Annotated in this window: 21 protein-coding genes; 12 read left to right on the top strand and 9 right to left on the bottom strand. The window is 76.8% G+C overall.

What is annotated here, in order from left to right; translation table 11 throughout:
• The first annotated feature begins 236 nt into the window (after positions 1–236).
• Genes JKP75_RS07400 through JKP75_RS07390 form a run of 3 tightly spaced genes read left to right on the top strand, consistent with a single transcriptional unit; the run spans position 237 to position 2,694 of the window.
• Positions 237–503, top strand: coding sequence for a hypothetical protein (locus JKP75_RS07400; protein WP_200491964.1), 267 nt, complete (start codon positions 237–239; stop codon positions 501–503).
• Between the two features lie 2 nt (positions 504–505).
• Complete coding sequence (locus tag JKP75_RS07395; protein WP_200491965.1) at positions 506–1,780, top strand: JmjC domain-containing protein; 1,275 nt, start codon at positions 506–508, stop codon at positions 1,778–1,780.
• Positions 1,777–2,694: a sucrase ferredoxin gene (locus JKP75_RS07390; protein ID WP_200491966.1), complete on the top strand. Its 918-nt coding sequence runs from the start codon at positions 1,777–1,779 to the stop codon at positions 2,692–2,694. Before JKP75_RS07395 ends, JKP75_RS07390 begins: the two co-directional genes overlap by 4 nt.
• On the opposite strand, the gene JKP75_RS07385 is transcribed toward JKP75_RS07390, so the two are convergent.
• Complete coding sequence (locus tag JKP75_RS07385) at positions 2,684–3,469, bottom strand: MBL fold metallo-hydrolase (RefSeq protein ID WP_200491967.1); 786 nt, start codon at positions 3,467–3,469, stop codon at positions 2,684–2,686. The two genes, JKP75_RS07390 and JKP75_RS07385, sit on opposite strands and share 11 nt — an antisense overlap.
• 5 nt (positions 3,470–3,474) lie before the next feature.
• A complete protein-coding gene (locus JKP75_RS07380; protein ID WP_309229612.1) occupies positions 3,475–4,344 on the bottom strand; it encodes an alpha/beta hydrolase in 870 nt (289 codons plus the stop codon).
• Positions 4,345–4,542: 198 nt separating this feature from the next.
• On the opposite strand from JKP75_RS07380, the gene JKP75_RS07375 reads away from it, so the two are divergent.
• Positions 4,543–5,523 (top strand): helix-turn-helix domain-containing protein, encoded by a 981-nt coding sequence (locus JKP75_RS07375; protein ID WP_200491968.1) that lies wholly within the window; start codon positions 4,543–4,545, stop codon positions 5,521–5,523.
• Here JKP75_RS07375 and JKP75_RS07370 read toward each other — a convergent pair.
• Genes JKP75_RS07370 through JKP75_RS07360 form a run of 3 tightly spaced genes read right to left on the bottom strand, consistent with a single transcriptional unit; the run spans position 5,512 to position 7,987 of the window.
• Positions 5,512–6,684 (bottom strand): alkaline phosphatase family protein, encoded by a 1,173-nt coding sequence (locus JKP75_RS07370; protein WP_200492897.1) that lies wholly within the window; start codon positions 6,682–6,684, stop codon positions 5,512–5,514. The genes JKP75_RS07375 and JKP75_RS07370 overlap by 12 nt on opposite strands.
• 25 nt (positions 6,685–6,709) lie before the next feature.
• Positions 6,710–7,462 carry a methyltransferase domain-containing protein gene (locus tag JKP75_RS07365; protein ID WP_200491969.1) on the bottom strand — a complete coding sequence of 251 codons (753 nt, stop codon included), beginning with the start codon at positions 7,460–7,462 and terminating at the stop codon, positions 6,710–6,712.
• A gap of 36 nt (positions 7,463–7,498) precedes the next feature.
• Positions 7,499–7,987, bottom strand: coding sequence for a VOC family protein (locus tag JKP75_RS07360; RefSeq protein ID WP_200491970.1), 489 nt, complete (start codon positions 7,985–7,987; stop codon positions 7,499–7,501).
• A gap of 122 nt (positions 7,988–8,109) precedes the next feature.
• On the opposite strand from JKP75_RS07360, the gene JKP75_RS07355 reads away from it, so the two are divergent.
• Positions 8,110–8,523: a GNAT family N-acetyltransferase gene (locus JKP75_RS07355; RefSeq protein WP_200491971.1), complete on the top strand. Its 414-nt coding sequence runs from the start codon at positions 8,110–8,112 to the stop codon at positions 8,521–8,523.
• 82 nt (positions 8,524–8,605) lie between these two features.
• A complete protein-coding gene (locus JKP75_RS07350) occupies positions 8,606–8,806 on the top strand; it encodes a hypothetical protein (RefSeq protein WP_200491972.1) in 201 nt (66 codons plus the stop codon).
• A gap of 37 nt (positions 8,807–8,843) precedes the next feature.
• Here JKP75_RS07350 and JKP75_RS07345 read toward each other — a convergent pair whose 3' ends face one another.
• From JKP75_RS07345 to JKP75_RS07330, 4 genes are read right to left on the bottom strand one after another with little or no spacing between them, the layout of a single operon-like run.
• Positions 8,844–9,446: a GDSL-type esterase/lipase family protein gene (locus tag JKP75_RS07345; protein WP_200491973.1), complete on the bottom strand. Its 603-nt coding sequence runs from the start codon at positions 9,444–9,446 to the stop codon at positions 8,844–8,846.
• Positions 9,447–9,459: 13 nt separating this feature from the next.
• Positions 9,460–10,422, bottom strand: a complete 963-nt coding sequence (locus JKP75_RS20830) for an OB-fold nucleic acid binding domain-containing protein (RefSeq protein ID WP_242472824.1) — start codon at positions 10,420–10,422, stop codon at positions 9,460–9,462.
• Entirely contained in the window at positions 10,343–13,789 is a 3,447-nt protein-coding gene (gene dnaE, locus JKP75_RS07340) for a DNA polymerase III subunit alpha (protein ID WP_242472823.1), read from the bottom strand. Before dnaE ends, JKP75_RS20830 begins: the two co-directional genes overlap by 80 nt.
• On the bottom strand, positions 13,789–14,109 hold the full coding sequence (locus tag JKP75_RS07330; protein WP_200491976.1) for a DUF6504 family protein: 321 nt from the start codon (positions 14,107–14,109) through the stop codon (positions 13,789–13,791). The genes dnaE and JKP75_RS07330 overlap by 1 nt, the downstream gene beginning before the upstream one ends.
• Positions 14,110–14,512: 403 nt before the next feature.
• Between JKP75_RS07330 and JKP75_RS20825 the strand changes: the two genes are divergently transcribed.
• From JKP75_RS20825 to JKP75_RS07295, 6 genes are all read left to right on the top strand, one after another.
• Positions 14,513–15,646: a GNAT family N-acetyltransferase gene (locus JKP75_RS20825; RefSeq protein WP_242472822.1), complete on the top strand. Its 1,134-nt coding sequence runs from the start codon at positions 14,513–14,515 to the stop codon at positions 15,644–15,646.
• Position 15,647: 1 nt separating this feature from the next.
• Complete coding sequence (locus JKP75_RS07315; RefSeq protein WP_200491979.1) at positions 15,648–17,315, top strand: NAD(P)/FAD-dependent oxidoreductase; 1,668 nt, start codon at positions 15,648–15,650, stop codon at positions 17,313–17,315.
• Entirely contained in the window at positions 17,312–18,154 is an 843-nt protein-coding gene (locus tag JKP75_RS07310; protein WP_309229611.1) for a carotenoid biosynthesis protein, read from the top strand. The genes JKP75_RS07315 and JKP75_RS07310 overlap by 4 nt, the downstream gene beginning before the upstream one ends.
• On the top strand, positions 18,151–19,320 hold the full coding sequence (locus JKP75_RS07305; RefSeq protein ID WP_200491980.1) for a glycosyltransferase family 2 protein: 1,170 nt from the start codon (positions 18,151–18,153) through the stop codon (positions 19,318–19,320). The genes JKP75_RS07310 and JKP75_RS07305 overlap by 4 nt, the downstream gene beginning before the upstream one ends.
• Entirely contained in the window at positions 19,317–19,976 is a 660-nt protein-coding gene (locus JKP75_RS07300; protein ID WP_309229610.1) for a flavin reductase family protein, read from the top strand. The genes JKP75_RS07305 and JKP75_RS07300 overlap by 4 nt, the downstream gene beginning before the upstream one ends.
• 69 nt (positions 19,977–20,045) lie before the next feature.
• A complete protein-coding gene (locus JKP75_RS07295; RefSeq protein ID WP_200491981.1) occupies positions 20,046–20,606 on the top strand; it encodes a dihydrofolate reductase family protein in 561 nt (186 codons plus the stop codon).

The raw sequence follows: 20,606 nt of genomic DNA, 5'->3' as shown, positions 1-20,606 counted from the left end.
GAACACGTGTTCGATCCCTGGGGAGACACTATCGGCCCGGACGGCCGTGGGCGCGGCCGCGGCGCGGGTCCGTGTCCCAGTCGTGATGCGGGCTGGGGAGGGGGCCGCGACGGGGGCTGTGACGGAGGCGCGGTCCCCGCTGGTGGGACACCAGGTGTGGGGCCAGGATGCGGGAGGTAGGACAGCCCTGGAGAGCCGCCGTCCGGCGGCCCGACCCGAGACGAGCGGAGGAGCCCATGGCTCTGGACGACGAGATGACCAGCGGCGACGGCGGTGCCGACGGCGGCGCGGACAGCGGCGCGCACGGCCCGGCCGACGGCAGCGCGGGCGCGGCCGACCACGGCGCGGCCGGCACCCCGGGCGGTCACGACGGCGGCGCGGACGGTGGTGCCGATGGCGGCGCGGACGGCGGTGCCGACGGCGGCGCCGATGGCGGCGCGGACGGCGGTGCCGATGGCGGCGCGGACGGTGGCGCCGACGGCGGCGCGGACGGTTCGGCCTGAGCGTGGACCCCGCCCCGCAGGGCCGGGCGGAGCAGCCGCTCCGCCCGGCCCTGCGGCGGTGCACGAACACCGAGCCGGAGGTCTTCGCGCGTGAGCACTGGGGCCGGCACCCGCTGCTGACCCGCGCGGCGGACACCGGCAACACCTTCACCGACCTGCTCGACCTGGCCGCGGTCGACGAGCTGCTCTCCCGCCGCGGGCTGCGCACCCCGTTCCTGCGCATCGCCAAGGACGGGCAGGTGGTCGACCCGAAGCGCTTCACCACCTCCGGAGGCGCCGGTGCCGAGGTCGCCGACCAGGTCAGCTCGGACGCGGTGCTGCGACTGTTCGCCGAGGGCAGCACCGTGGTCCTGCAGGGCCTGCACCGGCTGTGGCCGCCGCTGATCGAGTTCGCCGACCAGCTCGCCGCCGACCTGGGCCACCCCACCCAGGTGAACGCCTACGTCACCCCGCCGTCCTCGCGCGGGTTCGACCCGCACTACGACGTGCACGACGTCTTCGTGCTGCAGGTGGCCGGCCAGAAGCACTGGACCATCCACGAGCCGGTGCTGCGCGACCCGCTGCGCACCCAGGTGTGGACCGACCGCCGCGAGGACGTCGCCGCCGCGGCCACCCGCGAGCCGGTCGTCGATGCCGTCCTCGAGCCGGGCGACGTCCTCTACCTCCCCCGCGGCTTCCTGCACTCGGCCACCGCGCTCGGCGAGATCAGCGCGCACCTGACCATCGGCGTGCACTCCGTCACCCGCTGGGGCGCCGCCGAGGCGGCGCTGGACCTGCTCCGCTCGCTGGCCGCCGAGGACCCGGCGCTGCGCGGCTCGCTGCCGCTGGGGGTGGACCTCGCCCGCCCCGACTCGATCCGCGACCACGTCGCCACGGTGATCGCCGGGCTGCAGGAGTGGCTGGGCCGGGTGGACCCCGACGAGATCGCCGAGCAGCTGCGCGCCCGGACCTGGGCGCAGGTGCGGCCCGAGCCGGTCGCCCCGCTGGCCCAGGCGACCGCCGCGGCCGCGCTCACCGCCGACACCGTCCTCCGGCTGCGCCCGCGGCTGCGCTGCGCGCTGCGCGACGGCGACGACGGCCGGGTGACGCTGGTGGGCGGCCGGCGCACGCACACCTTCCCGAGCTCGGTGCGCGACGCGCTGACCGAACTGCTCGCCGTCGGCGAGCTGAAGGTGGGCGACCTGCCCGGGCTGGCGCCCGAGGACCGGATCACCCTGGCCCGCCGGCTGGTCACCGAGTCGGTCGCGGTCGTCCCGGACGCCGTCCCCGGGTCGTGACCGCCACCGACCTCCCGCCGCGCCCGCCCGGCCGGCTGGACGCCGCGCGCTGCTCGGTGCAGGCGCTGGCGCGGGGCGACTCCGGTATCGCCACTGCCTCCCCCGTGCAGCGGTGGCTGCTGGTGGAGCAGCCCGGACCGTGGGGGCGCGACGCGCTGCTGCAGTCCCGCTTCGACGCGCAGGTGGCCCCGCTGCTGGCGGAGCGGGCCCGGCGGGAGGACGTCCGCGTCCTGCTGGTGCGCCGCCCGGGCGATCGGCTGGCCGACGCCGGCGGCCGCTGGGCGTACGCCGACAGCCGCCCGGGCCGCGAGGGCCTGTGGTGGTCGGTGCGGACGTCGGACGCCGACCTGCTCACCGCCCCCTGGGACGGGTCGGTGGGCGAGCCGGCGTCGCTGCCCACCTACCTGGTCTGCACGCACGGCGGGCACGACGCGTGCTGCGCGCTCCGCGGCCGGCCCCTGGCGCGCGCGATGCCCGCCGCGGACGTGTGGGAGTGCAGCCACCTGGGCGGGGACCGGTTCGCCGCGAACGTCGTCGTCCTCCCCCACGGCTTCTACTACGGGCAGGTGCCCGGCGACGGCGGGCTGCTGGTGGCCGCGCACGAGCAGGGCGAGGTGGCGCTGGCGTGGCTGCGCGGGCGGGCCGGCCTGGCCGCACCCGTGCAGGCCGCGCAGCACGGCGCGCGGGAGGAGCTCGGTCTGCTGGGCGTCGACGACCTGGCCCCGCTGGGCGCCACCCGGCTGCCCGATCCGGCGGCGGGCACCGAGCGGTGGGAGGTGGCGCTGGCCGGCCCGGCCGGGACGGTCACCGTCGTCGTGGAGAGCCGCCCGTCGGGCGAGGCGGTGCCGCTGACCTGCTCGGCGGTCCGGCCGGGCCGGGTGCGCACCTGGCACCGGGTGTCGGTCAGCCGCTGACCAGCTCGACCGGTCGCCCGAGCGGCAGCCAGCGGACGCGCTCGCGCACGTCGGCCGGCGCGGTCGCCAGCTCCCGCTCGACGGCGTCCCGGCCCTGGCGGAAGTGCGACCAGCCCTCGTAGTGCACCGGGACGACGGTCCGCAGCCCGCCCCGGGCCACCAGCTCGACCGCCTGGCGGGCGGTCATGGAGTAACGGAGCGGGCCGGTCACCGGGAAGCGGACGCCGCCCAGGTGCAGCAGGGCGGTGTCGATCCGCAGCCGGTCGACGACGGCCCGGACGCCGCCGAACAGCACGGTGTCGCCGGAGATCCACAGCACGCCGTCCTCCTGGCCGGGCCACTCCAGCGCGAAGCCGATGACGTGCCCGGCGACCGGGCGGCTGAGCGGCGGGCCGTGCCGGGCCGGTGTCGCGGTGACCCGCAGGGCCGGCCGGCCGGGCGCCTCGAGCTCGGTGGTCTCCCAGGGGTGCAGCCCGCGGGCGCCGTTCCCCAGCCGGGCGGCGCCCGGCCGGGTGGTGAGGACGGCGCCCGCCGAGGGCAGCAGCGCCCGGCCCGCGTCGTCGAGGTTGTCGGCGTGGTGGTCGTGGCTGAGCAGGACGGCGTCGACGGGGAGGACCTGCTCGACCGGGAGGGCCGGCCCCGCCACCTTCCGGGAGGACGTCCCCCAGCCGAAGGCGTACCTGCGGCCGGGGGCGTCGAAGGTGGGATCGACCAGCAGCCGCCAGCCGCCGGTCTCGATCAGGACGGTGGGCCCGCCGACGTGGGTGAGCCGCACGCCCTTCACGGCCGGGCGCCCGCCCGCCGCGGGGTGGTCGCGTGCCGCTGGGCCCAGGCGAGGGCGTGGTCGGCGATCGCCTCCCAGCCCGCCTGCGCGGGCAGCAGGTGGGCGTAGCCGGGGTACTCCTCGTGCTCGGTGAGCAGCGCGTCGTCGTAGTGCTCGACGTTCGACCGCTGCACGCTCGGCGGCATGATGTGGTCCTCCCCGCCGGAGATGAACAGCAGCGGCGGGCGGTCGGGGTTGCGGTAGTCGACGGCGGCGTCCTGGGGGCCGGGCATGAAGTCCGCGAGCACCGTGCTCCAGAGGATCCGGCCGGAGGCGGGGATCGCGTACCGCTCGTAGAGCGCGCGGGACTCCGGCTCGTCGAAGGTGTTCGTGAACGCGTAGTGCCACTGCTCGTAGGTGAGCGGGACGGCGCGGTGCCGGTTGGCCGGGTTCTTGAACGCCGTGAAGGTCGCGCGCAGCTGGGACAGCGGGTGGACGCGCACGCCCTCGGTGGGAGCCGAGTTGAGCACGACGCCGACCGCGCCGTACCCGCGGTCGAGCAGCAGCTGGACGAGCGTGCCTCCGGCGGAGTGGCCGATGAGGATCGGCGGCTGCTCCAGGCCGCCGACCACCTCCTCGAGGCGGGCCATGACCGCGGGCAGGGTGAGTTCCGCGATCGGGGTCGGGTCGGCGTTGAGCGCCTCGACCTCGACCTCGAAGCCCGGGTAGGCCGGGGTCAGCACGCGGTAGCCCGCCGCCTCGTAGCGGGCCTTCCAGTGCTCCCAGCTCCGGGGCGTCACCCAGAAGCCGTGCACGAGCACGATCGTGTCGGGACCGCCGGCGGGCGGGCCGGGGGCGGACGAGCGGGGCGCGGGGATGTCGGTCACGGGTCGGCTCCTCGGTCGGCGGACGTGTCGGGGAGCCTGGCACCGCGCGGGGCGGCCCGATCGGCCCTGCGTGCACGGCTCCGGCTCCTGCGTGCACGCCGGCCGCGCGCCCGGGCCGGTTCCCCGTGCGGCAGCGCTCTGCCACCCTGGACGCGCCCGCACGGAGGTGCCGCACGTCCCGCTCCGCCGGAGGAGCCGATGCAGCTGCTGGACACCGACGCCGTCGCTCCCGAGCACCGCGTCGACGCCTTCCGCGCGGCGTTCGACCAGGCCTCGGTCCCGTGCCGGATCGAGCACCTCGGGCCCGACGAGCGCGTGCACTCGCGCATGCACCTGTGGCACTTCGGCGCCGCGAACCTGTTCACCACCGACGCGTCGGGCTTCCGGCTCGTGCGCACCCCTCGGCACCTGCGGGTGGAGAGCCCGCCGGTGGTCGCGCTCGCCGTGCAGGCGGCCGGCGTCGGCCGGTTCGGCCAGTTCGACGTGCAGGCCCTGGTGCCGCCGCGGCAGCTGATGGTCAGCGACCTGACCGCGCCCTACGAGTTCTCGTGGGAGGAGTCCGGCGGCTCGCGGGCCTTCCAGGTCCCCTACGACCTGCTCGCGCTGCCGCCGGACGTGGTGCGCCGCGGGGCGCCGCGGCTGCGCGCGAGCCCGCTGCACGACCTGGTGCGCGACCACCTGGAACGGCTGGCCGCGGCCGCCGAGCCACTCGCGGCCGACCCGGGCGCGGCGTCGCTGGGCAGGGCGACCGTCGAGCTGGTGCGTGCGCTGCTGGTCTCCGCGGCCGGGGACGAGCGGTACGCCCGCGCCGTCCGGGAGGAGACGCTGCTGACCCGGCTGACCACCTACGCCCGTGCGCACCTCACCGAGCCCGACCTCGGCCCGCAGCGGCTGGCGGCGGCGCACAACGTCTCGCTGCGCCGGCTCTACTCGGAGTTCGCCGGGGCCGGGTTGCACCTGGAGCAGTGGCTGATCGCCGAGCGGCTGGAACGCGCCCGCGCCCAGCTGGTGTCCCGATCGGGACGGCACCGCTCCATCGCGGCGGTCGCACGCGCCTGCGGGTTCGCCGACGCCAGCCACTTCGCCCGCCGGTTCCGGCAGGCCTACGGGCTCACGCCCCGGGAGTGGCAGCGGGAGTCGGCCCGCCGGGGCGCGGAGCCGGCCGGGTCAGCCGAGTGACCCGCCCGGCGCGACGAGCAGCGGGATGGCGAGCTCGGTCGCGGTGAGCGAGCCGTGGTACGCGGCCAGCCTGCTGGGGCCGGGTTCGCGCTCCGGGGTGGTCAGCGCCCAGGTGCCGCGCGCCAGCGCCACGACGTCGCCGATGCGGGCGGCCACGCCGGGGTCGACGGCGCCGAACACGCCGCTGGCCACGGCCTCGTCGCGGGAGACGACCCACGCCCGCTCGCCGAGGACCGCGCGCCACCGGTCCAGCACGTCGGCCGCGGCACCGGGGACGGCGTGCACGTACCGCGCGCGGGGTTCACCGGCCAATAGCCGGACGCCGTCGTCCAGCTCCGGTGCGGCATCGAGGTCGAACCGGGTGCCGGCGGGGACATCGAGCATGCCGTGGTCGGCGGTGACGAGCAGCGCGGCGTCGCCGGGGAGCCCGGCCACCACCTGCTCGACCATCCGGTCGACCAGCTGGAGCTGCGCCCGCCAGCTGCCGGAGTCGACGCCGCGGACGTGGCCGGTGAGGTCGAGGTCGGGGAAGTAGCCGTAGACGAGGGCGCGCGGCGTGGCGTGCAGCGCGCGCAGGACCAGCGCTGCGAGGTCACCGGCGCCGACGGTGCCGGTGTAGGTGGCGCCGCGGTAGGCCGCCCGGCTCAGGCCGCTGCCCGTGTAGGCGTACGGGGCGACGACGGTCGCGGGGACGCCGGCCGCTGCCGCCTGCGCGAAGACGGTCAGCTGCGGCGCCCAGGTGTCGGGGTCCGGGTCGTCGCGCCACTTCGTGTGGTCGAGGGCGCGGTCCTCCCCCGGCACGTCGGTGACGAAGCCGAGGACGCCGTGCCCGCCGGGCGGCAGGCCGGTGCCCAGGGTGGTGAGGCTGACCGGGGTGGTGCTCGGGCAGGGCGCGGTGAGGTCGCCGGCGGGGGTGGCCAGGGCGGCGAGCACGGGTGCGAGGTCGGCGTGCCGCCGGATCAGGTCGGCCCCGAGGCCGTCGACGAGCAGCACGGCCACCCGCCGGGCCCCCGCGAGGGCGGCGGTGAGGCCGAGCGGGTCGGCGGGCAGGTCGCCGCGCCGAACGGGGACGCCGAGCGCCGCGGCGACGCCGGGGAGGACGTCGGCGAGGGTCGCGGTGCCGTAGTCGGGGCGGGCCAGGTCCGGGGGCAGCGGGGTCATCGGGTTCGGCGGCGCGTGTGCGGCGTCAGGGGTGCGCGGCCAGGACGTGCAGCCCGGTGGCGACCTCGCGGTAGGGCGAGGTGCCGGCCAGGGCCAGCTCGAGGGCGCGGACGGCGTCGGGGTCGGCGCCGGAAGTGGCGTCGAGCAGGTCGGCGACGACGGAGACACCGCGCCAGGGACCGGGGCGCAGGCCGGCGCCCTCGACGAGAGCCAGGAGGTCGGCGGGGGTGAACCGGCGACGGGCCGGGGTGCGGCGGGCGGCCGCGGGGTCGCGGTCCTCGAGCAGCGCGCGGGCCTCGACGGGGTGGCCGGCGACGGCCCGGGCGAGGACCGCGCCGGCGCGGTTGGCCGCGGCGACGCTCACCTGGCCGCCGGGGCGCAGCGCGCCGGCGATCTCGCGGAGGGTGCCGGCGGGGTCGTCGACGACCTCCAGCACCGAGTGGCAGAGGGCGAGGTCGTAGCCGCCGCCGTCCGACGGCAGCGTGGCGAGCACCTCGCCGAGCTGGTCGCCGTCGCCCTGGACGCCGCGGACCCGGTCGCCGACGCCGGCCGTGGCCGCGCGGCGGGCGAGCGTGGCCAGCGCGTCGGCGCTGGGGTCGACGACGGTGACGTCGTGTCCGAGCAGGGCGAGCGGGACGGCGAAGATGCCGCTGCCGCCGCCGACGTCGAGCACGCGGAGCGCCGCGCCCGCGCCGATCACCGGGTCCAGGGCCGCCCAGACCGCTGCGCTCCGCGGGGGGAGCTGCTCGGCGGGCGACGGAGCGGACGGGGTCGGCACGGTCCGGAGCCTAGTGGCGCGACGCCACGCCCGCGGTCAGCCGTCGGTGCTGTCGGCGGCCCGGCGGAGCTCGGCGACGTCGATGCGGCGCATCTGCAGCATCGCCTGGGTGGCCCGCTGCGCCCGCGCGGGGTCGGGGTCGCCGGTGAGCTCCAGGAGTTCGGTGGGGATGACCTGCCAGGAGACGCCGAAGCGGTCCTTCAGCCAGCCGCACTGGCTCTCCTCCCCGCCGCCCTCGATCAGGCCGTACCAGTAGTGGTCGGTCTCCTCCTGGTCGGCGCACAGGATCTGGAAGGAGATCGCCTCGGTGAAGGGGAACTGCGGCCCGCCGTTGAGGCCGGTGTACTGCTGGCCGTCGAGGGTGAACTCGACGGTCATGACGTCGCCCTCCTTCATCGGCGGCGGCATGTCGGGCCCGTAGCGGGTGATCGGGCCGATGCCGGAGTTCGGGAAGAGCGAGGTGTAGAGCTGGGCGGCGGCCTCGGCCTGCCCGTCGAACCACAGGCACGGGATCTGCTTCGGCATGGGATGGGTCCTCTCTGGCCCGGGGATCGCTGTCGGGAGGGTGGACCGGCGGGCGGCAGGCGACTCATCGGTGGGCCGGGAAAGCAGCGGCGCCGGCGCGCGGCCGCCCCTACCGTGCCGTCATGCCCGGGGCTCCCGACGTCGTGCTCGCCTGGCGGGCGCCGCTGCCCGACGAGGAGCTGGGAGAGCTCATCCGGTCGCACGGCGGCGACCCGGTGCCCGGCTGGTGGGACCGGATCCGCCCGTTCAGCCTGGGCTGGGTGACGGCGCGGTCGGGAACGCTGCTGGTCGGGTTCGTCAACGTCGCGTGGGACGGCGGCGACCACGCGTTCCTGCTCGACACGAAGACCCGGGGCGACCGGCAGCGGACGGGGATCGGCGCGCTGGTGGTGCGGGAGGCGGTCGCGCGGGCCCGGTCGGCCGGCTGCGAGTGGCTGCACGTCGACTTCCGGCCGGAGCTGCGGCCGTTCTACCTGGACGCGTGCGGCTTCCGGCCGACCGACGCGGGGCTGGTGCACCTGCTCCCGCCGCGCTGAGCGACCTGCGGGTCGTTTGCCGGTGCCCGGGTCGCGGGCAGGTCTCCGGGGACCGTTCCCGCTCACGCACCGAGGAGCCGCCATGACCACGACCACCCGCCCCCGCCGCCGCCTGCTCCGGACGACGGCCGCCGCGTTCGCGATCACCGCCGCCTCCCTCACGACCGTGGCCTGCGGGTCCGACGTGGTCGACGACGACGTGGAGCAGAACATCGAGGAGGGTGTGGACGACGCCGAGCGCGAGGTCGAGGACGCCACCGACGGCGAGGACAGCGAGGGCTGAGCCCCCGGCCGGACGCCGGGGTGCTCCCGGCGTCCGGTCAGCCGGCGAGCCAGCGCTGCCAGTGCGGCCGGACGAGGTCGGCGAGCAGGGCGTAGCCGGCCGCCCCGGGGTGCGCCCCGTCCCCCGCGGCGACCTCCGCCGTCCAGACCGGGTCGGCGGCCAGCACGGCGGCGACGGGGACGTACGGGACCCCGTGCTCGGCGCAGACGCGCGCGAAGTGGTCGTCGAGGACCGCGATCCGCTGGTTCTGGGCGTCGTCGGCGACGGCCGGCGGGCCGACCACCAGCACCGGCCACCCGGCCCCGGCCGCGTCGGCGAGCATCCCCCCGAGCGCCGCGACCGACCGCTGCGGCGCCAACCGGAGTGCGCCGTCCTCCTCGGTGGTGTCGTTGACGCCCGTGGAGAGCACGACCCGCGACTCCCACGCGCCGCCCTCGAGCCGGACCCGGCACTCGGCGGCCCAGCGGCCGGCGACCTCGGCGGTGGTCTGCCGCCGGACCCCGAGCACGTACCCGGTGAGCGGGGTGCCGCCGTGCGCGCTGCTCCGGGCGAGCCGGCCGGCCCAGCCGAGGTGCTCGGGGTCACCGACGCCGGCCACGAAGGAGTCGCCGACGAAGCAGATGCGCAGGTCACGGCTCATGCCCCCATCCTGCTCAGTGCCCCGAGCTGCCCGGGCTGGAGTGCCAGAGCTTGCGGGGCGGACCGGCCGCCGCGCGCCGGGCGGCCGTCCCGGCGTCGTCGCCGGCGGGCTTGATGTCGGCGTAGGGCGACATGCGGAAGCCGGTGGGGTGCACCAGCACCGGGCGCACCACGACCGGCCGCGGCCCGTGCGACGCCGCCGCTCCGGCGATGGCCTGCTCGGTGTACTCCCCCGGCGTCGCCATCAGCTCGCGCACGGCGTCCAGCCCACCGGTCTCCCACGCCTCGTGCAGCGCCGGCAGCTCCCACGCCCCGGTCGCCCGCAGCGAGACCCCCCGTGCTCCGGTCCGGCGCAGCACGCCGCGGATCACCAGTAGCCACGAGTGGAAGACCGTCGCGGCGTAGGGCCCCTGGGCGTCCTCGAAGAAGGTGGAATCGGTGCACCCTGTGCCGTCGTCGAGGGTCACGAAGACCACCCGCCGGCCCGACCGGATCGGCGGGGTCTGGGTGGCCACCTTCACCCCGGCGACCAGCAGCTCCGAGCCGCTGCGGCAGCCGAGCAGGTCGTCGGCCGGCACCGCCCCGAGCGCGGCGAGGAACGGCTTGTAGAAGTCGACGACGTGCCGGCTGGCGTCCAGGCCGAGCACCTCGAGCTCGGCGCGGACCAGCTCGGCGTCGGTGAACTCCGGCAGCCCGCTGCCCTCCGCCCAGCCCGGACCGGCGCCCGACCCGCTGGGCGCCTCCGTGCCGAGGCCCTCCTGCCCGGTGACGTCGTCGAGCGGGAACAGCGCCTCCTGCCCGTCCCCGCCCGCGCCGTCCCCCTCCAGCCCGAGCAGGTCCAGGCTCAGCTGCCCGGCCGAGCTCGCCCGCGCCCCGCTGCGGCTCCACCGGTCGAGCTCACCGATCTGCAGCAGCAGGTCGCGGCGGGTCAGCTGCCGGCGGCGGTGCGCCGGCCGGCGGGACTCGCGGTCGCGCACGCCGAACCCCGTAGAGCGAGTCGAACCCCCCGGCGAGCACGAGCCGCTCCACCACCGGGCGGGACACCGACGCCCGGGACCAGAAGTCGCTCAGCGAGCGGTACGGCTGCCCGGCGACCACGCGGGCCACCTCGTCGTCGGAGATGCCCTTCACGTCGGCCAGCGCGAGCCGGATGCCGTACCGCGAGGGGTCCTGCATCGCCGGCGGCATCCACCCGGGGCGGCGGCGACCCTCGGCGGGGGTTTCGTCACCCCCCTCTTCCGGCGCCTGCTCGGCTGCCACGCGCTCGACCCGGTAGGTCGCCCCCGAGGCGTTGACGTCGAGGCCGAGCACCCGGATGCCGAAGTTGCGGGCGTCGTCGAGGATCAGCCGCTTCGGGTACATGCCGGGGTCGTGGGTGAGCACGCCGGCGAGGAACGCCGCGGTGTGGTGGGTCTTGAGCCAGGCCGACTGGTAGGTGGGCAGGGCGAACGCCGCCGCGTGCGCCTTGCAGAAGCCGAAGGACCCGAAGGCCACCAGGACCTGCCAGACCTGCTCGGCGACCGCTTCCGGGTAGCCGGCGTCCAGCACCCGGGGCATGAACCAGGCCCGCACCTCGGCGTGGGCGTCCTTCTCCCCCAGTGCCCGGCGCACCTCGTCGGCCTCGGCCAGCGAGCAGCCGGTCATCCGCGCGACGACCTGCAGCACCTGCTCGTGGAAGACCACCACGCCGGCGGTCTCGGCGAGGGCGAACTCGAGGTCGGGGTGCGGGTACTCGGCGTCCCGCCAGCCGTTCCGGGCCAGGAGGAACGGGGTGACCATGTCGCTCTTCACCGGCCCGGGCCGGAACAGCGAGATGTCGATGATGATGTCCTCGAAGGTCTGCGGCCCGAACTTGCCGACCAGCTCGCGCTGGCCCGGCGACTCGATCTGGAACATGCCGAGCGTGCGGGTGCTGCGGATCAGCTCGAAGGTCGTCGGGTCGTCCCGCGGGACGGCGTCGATGTCGACGGTCTCGCCGTCGACCCGGGCGACCTCGTCGAGGGCGTGCGCGATCGCCGACTGCATCCGGATGCCGAGCAGGTCGAGCTTGAGCAGCCCGAGCTCCTCGACGTCGTCCTTGTCGAACTGGCTCATCGGGTAGCCCAGGTAGCTGCTCTCGACGGGCGTGCGGTCGAGCAGGGTGGCATCGGAGAGCAGCACGCCGCAGGGGTGCAGCGCGATGTGCCGGGGCAGCCCGTCGAGCCGGGCGACCAGGTCGAACAGCAGGTCGAGGTCGCCCGAGCCGCCGGCGCGCTTGGAGCCGTACCGGCTGGCCCGCAGCTCGGGCAGGTCGCGCAGCGCGGCGTGCACCTGGTTGGCCCGGATGTGCGGGAAGGCCTTGGCGACGGCGTCGATCTCGGCCTGCGGCAGGCTCAGCGCGGCGCCGACGTCGCGGATCGCGTGCCGCACCCGGTAGGTGTCCATCATCGAGATGCAGCTGACCCGGTCGGCGCCGAAGCGGTCGAGGACGGCGTCGTAGACCTCCATCCGCCGGGCGGACTCCACGTCGATGTCGATGTCGGGCAGCTGGTGGCGCAGCGGCGAGAGGAACCGCTCCATCAGCAGGCCGTAGCGGATCGGGTCGACGTCGGAGATGCCGAGCAGGTAGGTGACCAGGCTGCCGGCGCCCGAGCCCCGCGCGGCGGCCCGAACCCTCAAGCTCTTGATGAGGTCGACCACGTCGGCGACGGTGAGGAAGTAGGAGGGGTAGCCGAGCTGGTCGATCACCGCCAGCTCCTCGTCGAGGCGGGCACGCACCCGTTCCGACGGCGCCACCCCGCGGCGGCCCAGCCCGGCCTCGCAGCGCGCCCGCAGTACCTGCGAGGAGGTCAGCCCCCGCTCGGTGGGCGTGGTGACGACGTCCAGCTCGGGGTAGCGGACGCTGCCGATGCCGAGGTCGTCGCGGACGTCGACGGCGCACTGCTCGGCCAGCCGCGCGGTGCGCTCGAGCAGCCGCAGGGCGGCGTCCCGGTCGGGGCCGACGAGGTCCTCGGCGACCTGCGCCATCTCCTTGCCCGACTTCAGGTAGCCCTCGGCGGTGCGCCGGTCGACGTGCCGCAGGTCCAGCGGCACCAGTCGGCGGGCGGCGTCGAGGACGTCCGCGGTCGGCGCGTCCAGGGCGTCGACGTACCGGACGGCGTTGCTGAGCACGACCGGCACGTCGTGCTCGGCGGCGAACCGGAGCATCGCCTGGGCCCGCTGCCGGTCCCCCCGGCCGCGGTGGTGCACGACCTCCAGGACCAGGTGCGCGCCGAACACCGCCCGCCAGGTGTCCAGCTGCGCGGCGGCCAGGTCGGCGCGACCGGCGACCAGCGCCCGGCCCACCGCGGAGTCGGGACCGAGCAGCGCGGTCAGCCCGGTGGCGTGCTCGGCGGCCGTGGCCAGCGAGCTGACCGGCTCGCCCCGGGTGCCGCGCAGGTGGGTGCTGCTGGTGAGCCGGCACAGCGACGCCCAGCCGGCGCCGTCCCGGGCGAGGAAGGTGGTGCGCGGCAGCCGGGCGTCGACGGCCGCGCCACCCCGGGCCGGTGCCCGGCGGGTGCCCGCCGGGCCGCCGGGGTGCAGCCGGGGCGGGCGGGCGCCGGATCCCGCGCCGCCGAGGGCGCGGGCGAGCGCCGGGGGTGCGGTGGTGTCGAGCGCCGGGGCGACGGCGAGGTCGACCCCGAAGATCGGGCGGATCCCGGCGGAGCGGCAGGCCAGGGCGAACTTGACCGACCCGTAGAGCCCGTCCCGGTCGGTGAGGGCCAGGGCGCCCATCCCGTGCTCGGCGGCGCGCGCCACCAGGTCGGCGGGGTGGTTGGCCCCGAACCGCATGGAGTAGCCCGACGCGACGTGCAGGTGGACGAAGGGGTCGGTCACCGCTGCGACGTGGACGAGGTGGACTCGGCGGCGGTGCCACCGACGACCCGCGGCCGCGGGTAGGTGCGTCCGGCCGCCACCCCGAGGCAGTTCTCCACGACCGAGAGGAAGGTGCCGACGTCGCGGACGAGGGTCGTCGGCCTCCCGGTCGGTGACCGCGGAGGAGAGCCCCGCCTCGGCGGCGGCCCGCTTCGCCGCGCCCGCGGCGAAGAAGGCGGCCCACTCCCCCAACTCGGGGGCGACCTGCTCGAGCAGCACCCAGGCGCTGCGCGGCCGGCGCCGCCCGGACTCCGGGCGGGTGCGGGCGGCGAGCACGGCGGCCGCGGCCCGCAGCGCGCCGAGGTGCGCGGTGGCGTAGCGCTGCCGGACGTCGGTGCTCGCGGCGGCCTCGACCAGCCCGCGGCGCGCCTGGTCCAGCAGGGTGACGGCGGCGGCGGGCAGCGCCGGGGGCAGGGGCAGCTGGTCGGCCATGAGGGGTCGCGCGCCCATCAGTCGTGCACCCGGACGAGCCACCAGCGGTTCGCCGCGGCGTCCCAGGACAGGTCGAACACGCCGGCGAAGTCCGTCCGCGAGCGGCCGGCGCGCACCGCCTCCACCCGCCAGACCTCGCGCGGGGCGACCAGGTCGGCCGACGCGCCACCACCGGCGTCGCGTCGCCACCACGGCGCGGTCTCCATCCACGAGTCGAGCAGCTCCCCCACCAGGTACCGGGACTGCCCGCGCCAGAACTGCACCGGACCGAGGGCGCCCCGCTCCACCTGCACCTCTTCGCCGACCCGTTCGACGGCCTCACCGAGCACCCGGCTCATTGACAGACTCCCCACGTCTCCGGCACCCCCGACCGTCCGCACCACCCCGTGGGGAAGGCCGGGGACCGGTGCGGGCAGCGGATGAACTCTTCGTTCGAACGCGTGTTCGAACACGTCCAGTAGACCGGAGCCCGCAGGCGCCGTCAAGACGACGCGCACGCCTCCTCAGCAGCGTTGCGGATCCGGAGCACCCGCGGGCGAAGGTCTTGCTCCGGTGGTGACGCCGGCACAGGCAGTAGAGGTCGTGGCAGGCATGCGCCCGATCCCGCACCCCTGCACGGTGAGGGCGGGGTACGACGGTTTCCGCAGGTCACGAGCCCGTCACCCCGTCCGCAGGCGCTCCGGCGAGCACCCGGGCGACGGCCCGGCGCGCCGACACGTCGCCGGTGGCAGGATCATCGCCATGACCTCCGCCGCGCACCCCCGGGCCGTCGAGGTCGCCCGCCTGCTCCACGAGGCGGGCGCGCCCGGCGAGGTGCGCGTGCTGCCCGCCGAGGTCCGCACCGCCGCCGCGGCGGCCGCCGAGCTCGGCGTCCCGGTCGGCGCGATCGCCAACAGCCTGGTCTTCGTCGCCGTCGGCCAGCCGGTGCTCGTCCTGACCAGCGGCGCGCACCGGGTCGACGAGGCGAAGGTCGCCGAGCTCCTCGGCGTCCCCGAGGTCCGGCGCGCCCCCGCCGAGTTCGTCCGCGAGGTGACCGGCCAGCCCATCGGCGGCGTCGCCCCGGTCGGCCACCCGGAGCCGATCGGCACCCTCGTCGACGTCGAGCTGGCCCGCCACGAGCAGGTGTGGGCCGCGGCCGGCCACCCGGCGACGGTCTTCCCCAGCCACCTACGAGGAGCTGCTCCGGCTCACCGACGGCGCACCCGCCGAGGTCGGGGACGGCCCGGCCGGCCCCGGAGCGGGCGACGCACCCCGTCCCCACGACGTCGCGGAGGCGGTCGGCACGTGACGAACACCAGGCCCGGCACCCGGATCGCCGAGCTGCCGATCCCGTGGTTCCGCGACCACATGCACGAGGCGCTCGCCATCTACGGCCTGGCCATGGGCTACGACTCCGCGGTCGTCGCGGGCCGCTACGGCTATGCGATCCAGCACACCGACCGCCCCGGCTTCCGGGCCGTCGGCGCCTTCGCCGCCACGGACGACGACGCCGAGCAGCTGGTCGGCTTCGGCTACGGCTACGAGATCGCGCCCGGCCAGTGGTGGCACGACCAGGTGCGTGCCGCCCTGGACCGGCGGACGGCGAAGCGCTGGATGCCCGGCGCGTTCGAGGTCTGCGAGCTGCACGTCCACCCCGACGCGCAGAGCCGCGGGCTCGGCAGGCAGCTGCTGCACGCCCTCGTCGCCGACCTGCCCCATCCGGTGGCGCTGCTGTCCACCCCCGACGCCGACACCAAGGCGTTCCGGCTGTACCACGCCGACGGCTTCGTCGACCTGGCCCGCGGCTACCACTTCCCCGGCGACCCCCGCCCGTTCGCGATCCTCGGTGCCGAGCTCCCCCTGCATCCGCAGGACCCGGCCGCGGCGAACACCTGAGGTGAGCTCCCCCGACACCGCCGTCGACGTCGTCGTGATCGGCTCCGGCCACAACGGCCTGGTCGCGGCCGCCTACCTGGCCCGCGCCGGCCTCTCCGTCGAGGTCGTCGAGTCCGACGACGTCCTGGGCGGCGCCGTCTCGACCGTCGAGCGCTGGCCCGGTGTCCGCGTCGACCGCGGCTCGAGCGCGCACGTGATCATCCGGCACAGCGGGATCGTCGAGGAGCTGGACCTCGCCGCCTCCGGCCTGCGCTACATCGACTGCGACCCGTGGGGGTTCGCCCCGGCCCCGGCGCCCGGCGACGAGGGCCCCGACGGACGGCCCCTGGTCTTCTCCGTCGACCTCGACGCCACCTGCGCCTCGATCGCCGCGGCCTGTGGCGAGGAGGACGCCACGGCCTACCGCGAGTTCGTCGGGGTGTGGGGTCCGCGCAGCCGCGCCGTCGTCGCGTCCTTCGGGCGGCGGCCCAGCGCCGGCGGGCTGGTCCGCTCGTTCTGGCCGCTCGGTGCGCCGCGCGAGGGCCGTGAGCGCACCCCGGGCGGCGACCTCGCCGTCGACTTCCTCGGCTCGGGTGACGCGCTGCTGGACCGCTGGTTCCGCAGCGAGCGGCTCAAGGCGGCGCTGGCCTGGTTCGGCGCGCAGTCCGGCCCGCCGATGTCCGAGCCCGGCACCGCCGCGATGGTCGGCTGGGTGGCGCTGCTGCACGACGTGCCGCCCGGCCACCCGGTCGGCGGCTCCGGCGGGCTGACCGAGGCGCTGCGCCGGCGGATCGAGTCCGACGGCGGCCGGGTCGTGCTCGGGGACGGCGCCGCGCGCCTGCTCGTGGACGACGACGGCACCGGCCCGCGGGTCACCGGCGTCGAGACGGAGTCCGGACGGCGGATCCACGCCGGCGCCGTCGTCGCCGCCTGCCACGTCGGCGTCACCCGGCGGCTCGCCGGCGCGGACGCACCCCCCGCGCTCGCGGCCGCCGACCCGCCGGTCGGCAACGGGTTCGGCCTGGTGGTGCGCGCCCTCACCAGCGCCCCGCCCAGCTATCCGGGCGCCACGCCCGACGAGTCGTTGCAGGGACTGCAACTGCTGTGCACCGACCGCGCGCACCTGGCCGCCGCGCACGGCGACTGGGGCGCCGGCCGGGTGCCGCGCGAGCCGGTGCCCCTGGCCATGTCGTTCTCGGCGAGCGACGAGACGCTCGCACCACCCGGGCAGCACGTCGTGACGCTGTGGGGCCAGTGGTACCCCTACGCCCTGGCCGACGGCGCGGACTGGGACGCCATGGCCGAGACCGAGGCCCGGCGCCTGGTCGAGGCGGTCGACCGCTTCGCCCCGGGCTTCGCCGACTCGGTGCAGCGGCTGTACGTCCAGACGCCGCTCGCGCTCGAGCGGGAGCTGTCCCTGCCCCGTGGCAACGTGATGCACGTGGAGATGGGCCTGGCGAGCATGTTCGGCTTCCGACCCACGCCTGCCCTGTCGGGCTACCGCGTGCCCGGCCTGACCGGGCTGTACCTGGCCGGCGCCTCCACCCACCCGGGCGGCGGCGTGTCCGGCAACTCCGGCCGCAGCGCGGCCCGCGTGGTGCTCGGCGACCGGTCGCGGCCGGCGCTCGCCCGCGCGGCGGCCGGGCGTGCCGTGCGCCGGCTCGCCGGCCGCGCCCGGGGTCGCACGTGACCACGGGGACGGCTCCGGCACCGGCCGCGAGCCCGGACGCCGAGGTCCCGCTGCTGCACGGCACCGGCGCCCGCCGGGCCGTGCCCCTCGCGCTCGCGCTCGCCCTGGTGGCGACGGCGATCGCCTACCCGCTCACCGACGGCGGTGCCCGCGACGCGGTCAGCTGGGCGATCGTGCTGCTGGGCGGGACGCTCTCGGTCACCCACGCGTGGCTGAGCCGAGGGCCCCGCACCGGCCTCGGCGTCCTGGCGCTCGTCCTCCTCGTCTCCATCGCCTTCGAGTCGCTGGGACTGGCCACCGGCTTCCCGTACGGCAGCTGGACCTACAGCTCCGTGCTCGGCCCGACGCTGCTCGGCGTCCCGTTCCTGGTGCCCCTGGCCTGGCTGATGATGGCCTGGCCGAGCTGGCTGCTGGCCGGGCGGCTGGCCCGTCCCGTGCGCGCGACGCGGCGCAGGCCCGCGCGGATCGCCTGGGCGGCCGCGATCTTCGCCGCCTGGGACGTCGTGCTGGACCCGCAGATGGTGGACGCCGGCTACTGGACCTGGGCGCACCCCGACCCCGGGCTGCCCGGCATCGACACGGTCCCCCTGACCAACCTGGCCGGCTGGCTGCTGGCCGGGCTGGTGCTCATGGCGCTGCTCGACCTGCTGGTCGAGCGCACCGCGGCTCCCCCTGCGGTCGGCGACGCCGCGCCGCTGCTCGCGCTGGCCTGGATGACCCTCGGCGGCGCGCTCGCGCACGCCGGCTGGCTGGGGCTGCCCGGGTCCGCGGCCTGGGGCGCCGGGCTGGGCGCGGCGGTGCTCGCCGTCCTCGCCGTCCAGCGGTCCCGCCGGCGGTGAGCGGCCGGCTGCTGCGCGCGCTGGCCGGGCTCAGCGCCGCCGGTGCGGTGCACGCGGCCGTGAACACGGCGCTGCTGCGCCGCCCGCCGGCCGCTCCACCGTCGGTGCGGCGCTCGGTCGCCGTGGTCCTGCCGGTCCGCGACGAGGCGGCGCACGTCCTCGACTGCCTGGCCGCCGCCCTCGACCAGCGCGGCGTGCCCGACCTGCGGGTGGTCGTGGTCGACGACGGCTCGACCGACGGCACCGCCGCCCTGGTCGCCGGGCACCCCGATCCGCGCGTCCGGTCGGTTCCCGCCCGCGCGCCGGGTCCGGGCTGGCTCGGCAAGCCGAACGCGTGCGCCCAGGGCGCGGCAGCCGCCGGCGACGCCGACGTCCTCGTCTTCCTGGACGCGGACGTGCGGCTGATGCCCGACGCCGTGGCCGCCGCGGTCGCCGTCCTGGACGACGCGGAGCTGGACCTGGTCTCCCCCTGGCCGCGCCAGCTGGCGGGCAGTGCGGCGGAGCGGCTGGTCCAGCCGCTCCAGCAGTGGCTGTGGGCGACCTTCCTGCCGCTGCGGCTGGCCGAGCGCTCGCCGCGACCCTCGCTGGCCGCGGCCAACGGCCAGTTTCTCGTCGTGCGCCGGGCCGCGTACGACCGGGCCGGCGGGCACGCCGCGGTGCGCGGGGAGGTGATCGAGGACGTCGCGCTGTTGCGCGCGGTCAAGGCCACCGGCGGGCGCGGCGCCGTCGTCGACGGGTCGACGCTGGCGGTCTGCCGGATGTACGACGGCTGGGCCGGCGTCCGGGAGGGCTACGCCAAGTCGCTGTGGGCCTCGGTCGGCGGCTCGCCGGCCGCGGGCCTGGCCACGGCCGGGGCGCTCACCGCGATCTGGGTGCTGCCCGCGGCTGCGGCGCTGCGCGGCTCCCGCGCCGGGCTGGCCGGGTACGCGGCCGGGGTGGCCGGCCGGGCGGTCAGCGCCGCGGCGACCGGCGGGCGGGTGTGGCCCGACGCGCTGGCCCACCCCGTCTCGGTCCTCGCCCTCGACGTGCTGATGGTGCGATCGGTCCTCGGGCACCGGCGCGGCACGCTGCGCTGGCGGGGCCGCGCGGTCGACGCCGGGCCGCCCGCGCCGGACGGCCGTGCCCCCGCGCCGGACGGCGGCGGTGCGACGAGGATGGTCCGGTGACCGACCCGGCAGCGCACGACCGCGTCCACTTCGACCCCGACGCGATGGACACCGGCGCCTTCTACCGGGTGCTCAACTCCGTCGTCGTCCCCCGGCCGATCGCGTGGGTGTGCACCCGCTCGGCGACCGGTGTGCACAACCTGGCGCCGCACTCGTTCTACACGGTCGCCTGCGTCGACCCGCCCGTCGTGCAGTTCACCTCGGTGGGCCGCAAGGACTCGCTGCGCAACGCGGAGGCGACCGGCGAGTTCACCGTCAACCTCACCCCCGAGGCGCTGTTCGAGCAGGTCAACGCCACCGCCACCGACTTCCCGCCGGACCACAGCGAGGCCGAGCACACCGGAGTGCGGCTGGAGCCGGCCGAGACGGTGGGCGCGCTGCGCGTCGCCGACTCCCCGGTCTCCATCGAGTGCGTGCTGCACGGCACCGTGCGGCTGGGTGACAGCACCGTGGTGTTCGGCCGCGTCCGGCACATCAGCGTCTGGGCCGAGGCCGTGCGCGACGGCCGGCCGCGCATCGAGCACCTGCGCCCGCTGGCCCGCCTCGGCGGCAACGAGTGGTCCACGATCGGCGAGGTCAAGGAGATCCGGCGCATCCCGTTCCGGACCTGGTCGGCCGACCCGGGCATCGGCGAGCGGCTCCGCGGCGGCGAGTAGGACCGCTCGGTTCCGGCGTCCGCCGCGGTCCTACCTCCGACCGCCCCACCCCGACCGGAGGAGCCCACCGTGCGGACGCTCGCTGTCACGCAGAACATGACGCTCGACGGGTCGATCGAGATGATCGGCGACTGGTTCGACCCGCAGGCGGGCGCCGGTGACGGCGCCGACCAGCTCAGCGAGATGCGCCGGCAGGACGAGACCGCCGACGCCCTGCTGCTGGGCCGGCGGACCTTCGAGGACTTCCGCGGCTACTGGCCGCTGCAGACGGAGGACCCGACCGGCATCACCGCGTACCTCGACCAGGTCGCGAAGTACGTCGTCTCCTCGACCCTGACCGAGCCCGGATGGGAGCCGACGACGGTCCTGACCGGGGATCCGGTCGCGGCCGTCCGGGAGCTCAAGGAGCAGCCCGGCCAGGACGTCGTCGTCACCGGCAGCATCACGCTCACCCACGCGCTGATCGCCGCCGGGCTGGTCGACGAGTACCGGCTGTTCACCTACCCCGCGGTCCAGGGCCGCGGCCGGCGGCTGTTCCCCGACGGCCACGAGCTGCCGCGGCTGCGCCTGCTGGACGCGCAGCGCTTCGGCAACGGGGTCACGTACGCGGCGTACGCCCCCGTCCGCTGA

The organism is Blastococcus sp. TML/M2B (assembly GCF_016612865.1).
Taxonomy (GTDB): domain Bacteria; phylum Actinomycetota; class Actinomycetes; order Mycobacteriales; family Geodermatophilaceae; genus Blastococcus.
Note: the sequence above shows the minus strand (reverse complement) of the source record. Positions and strands in the feature narration are given on the sequence as shown.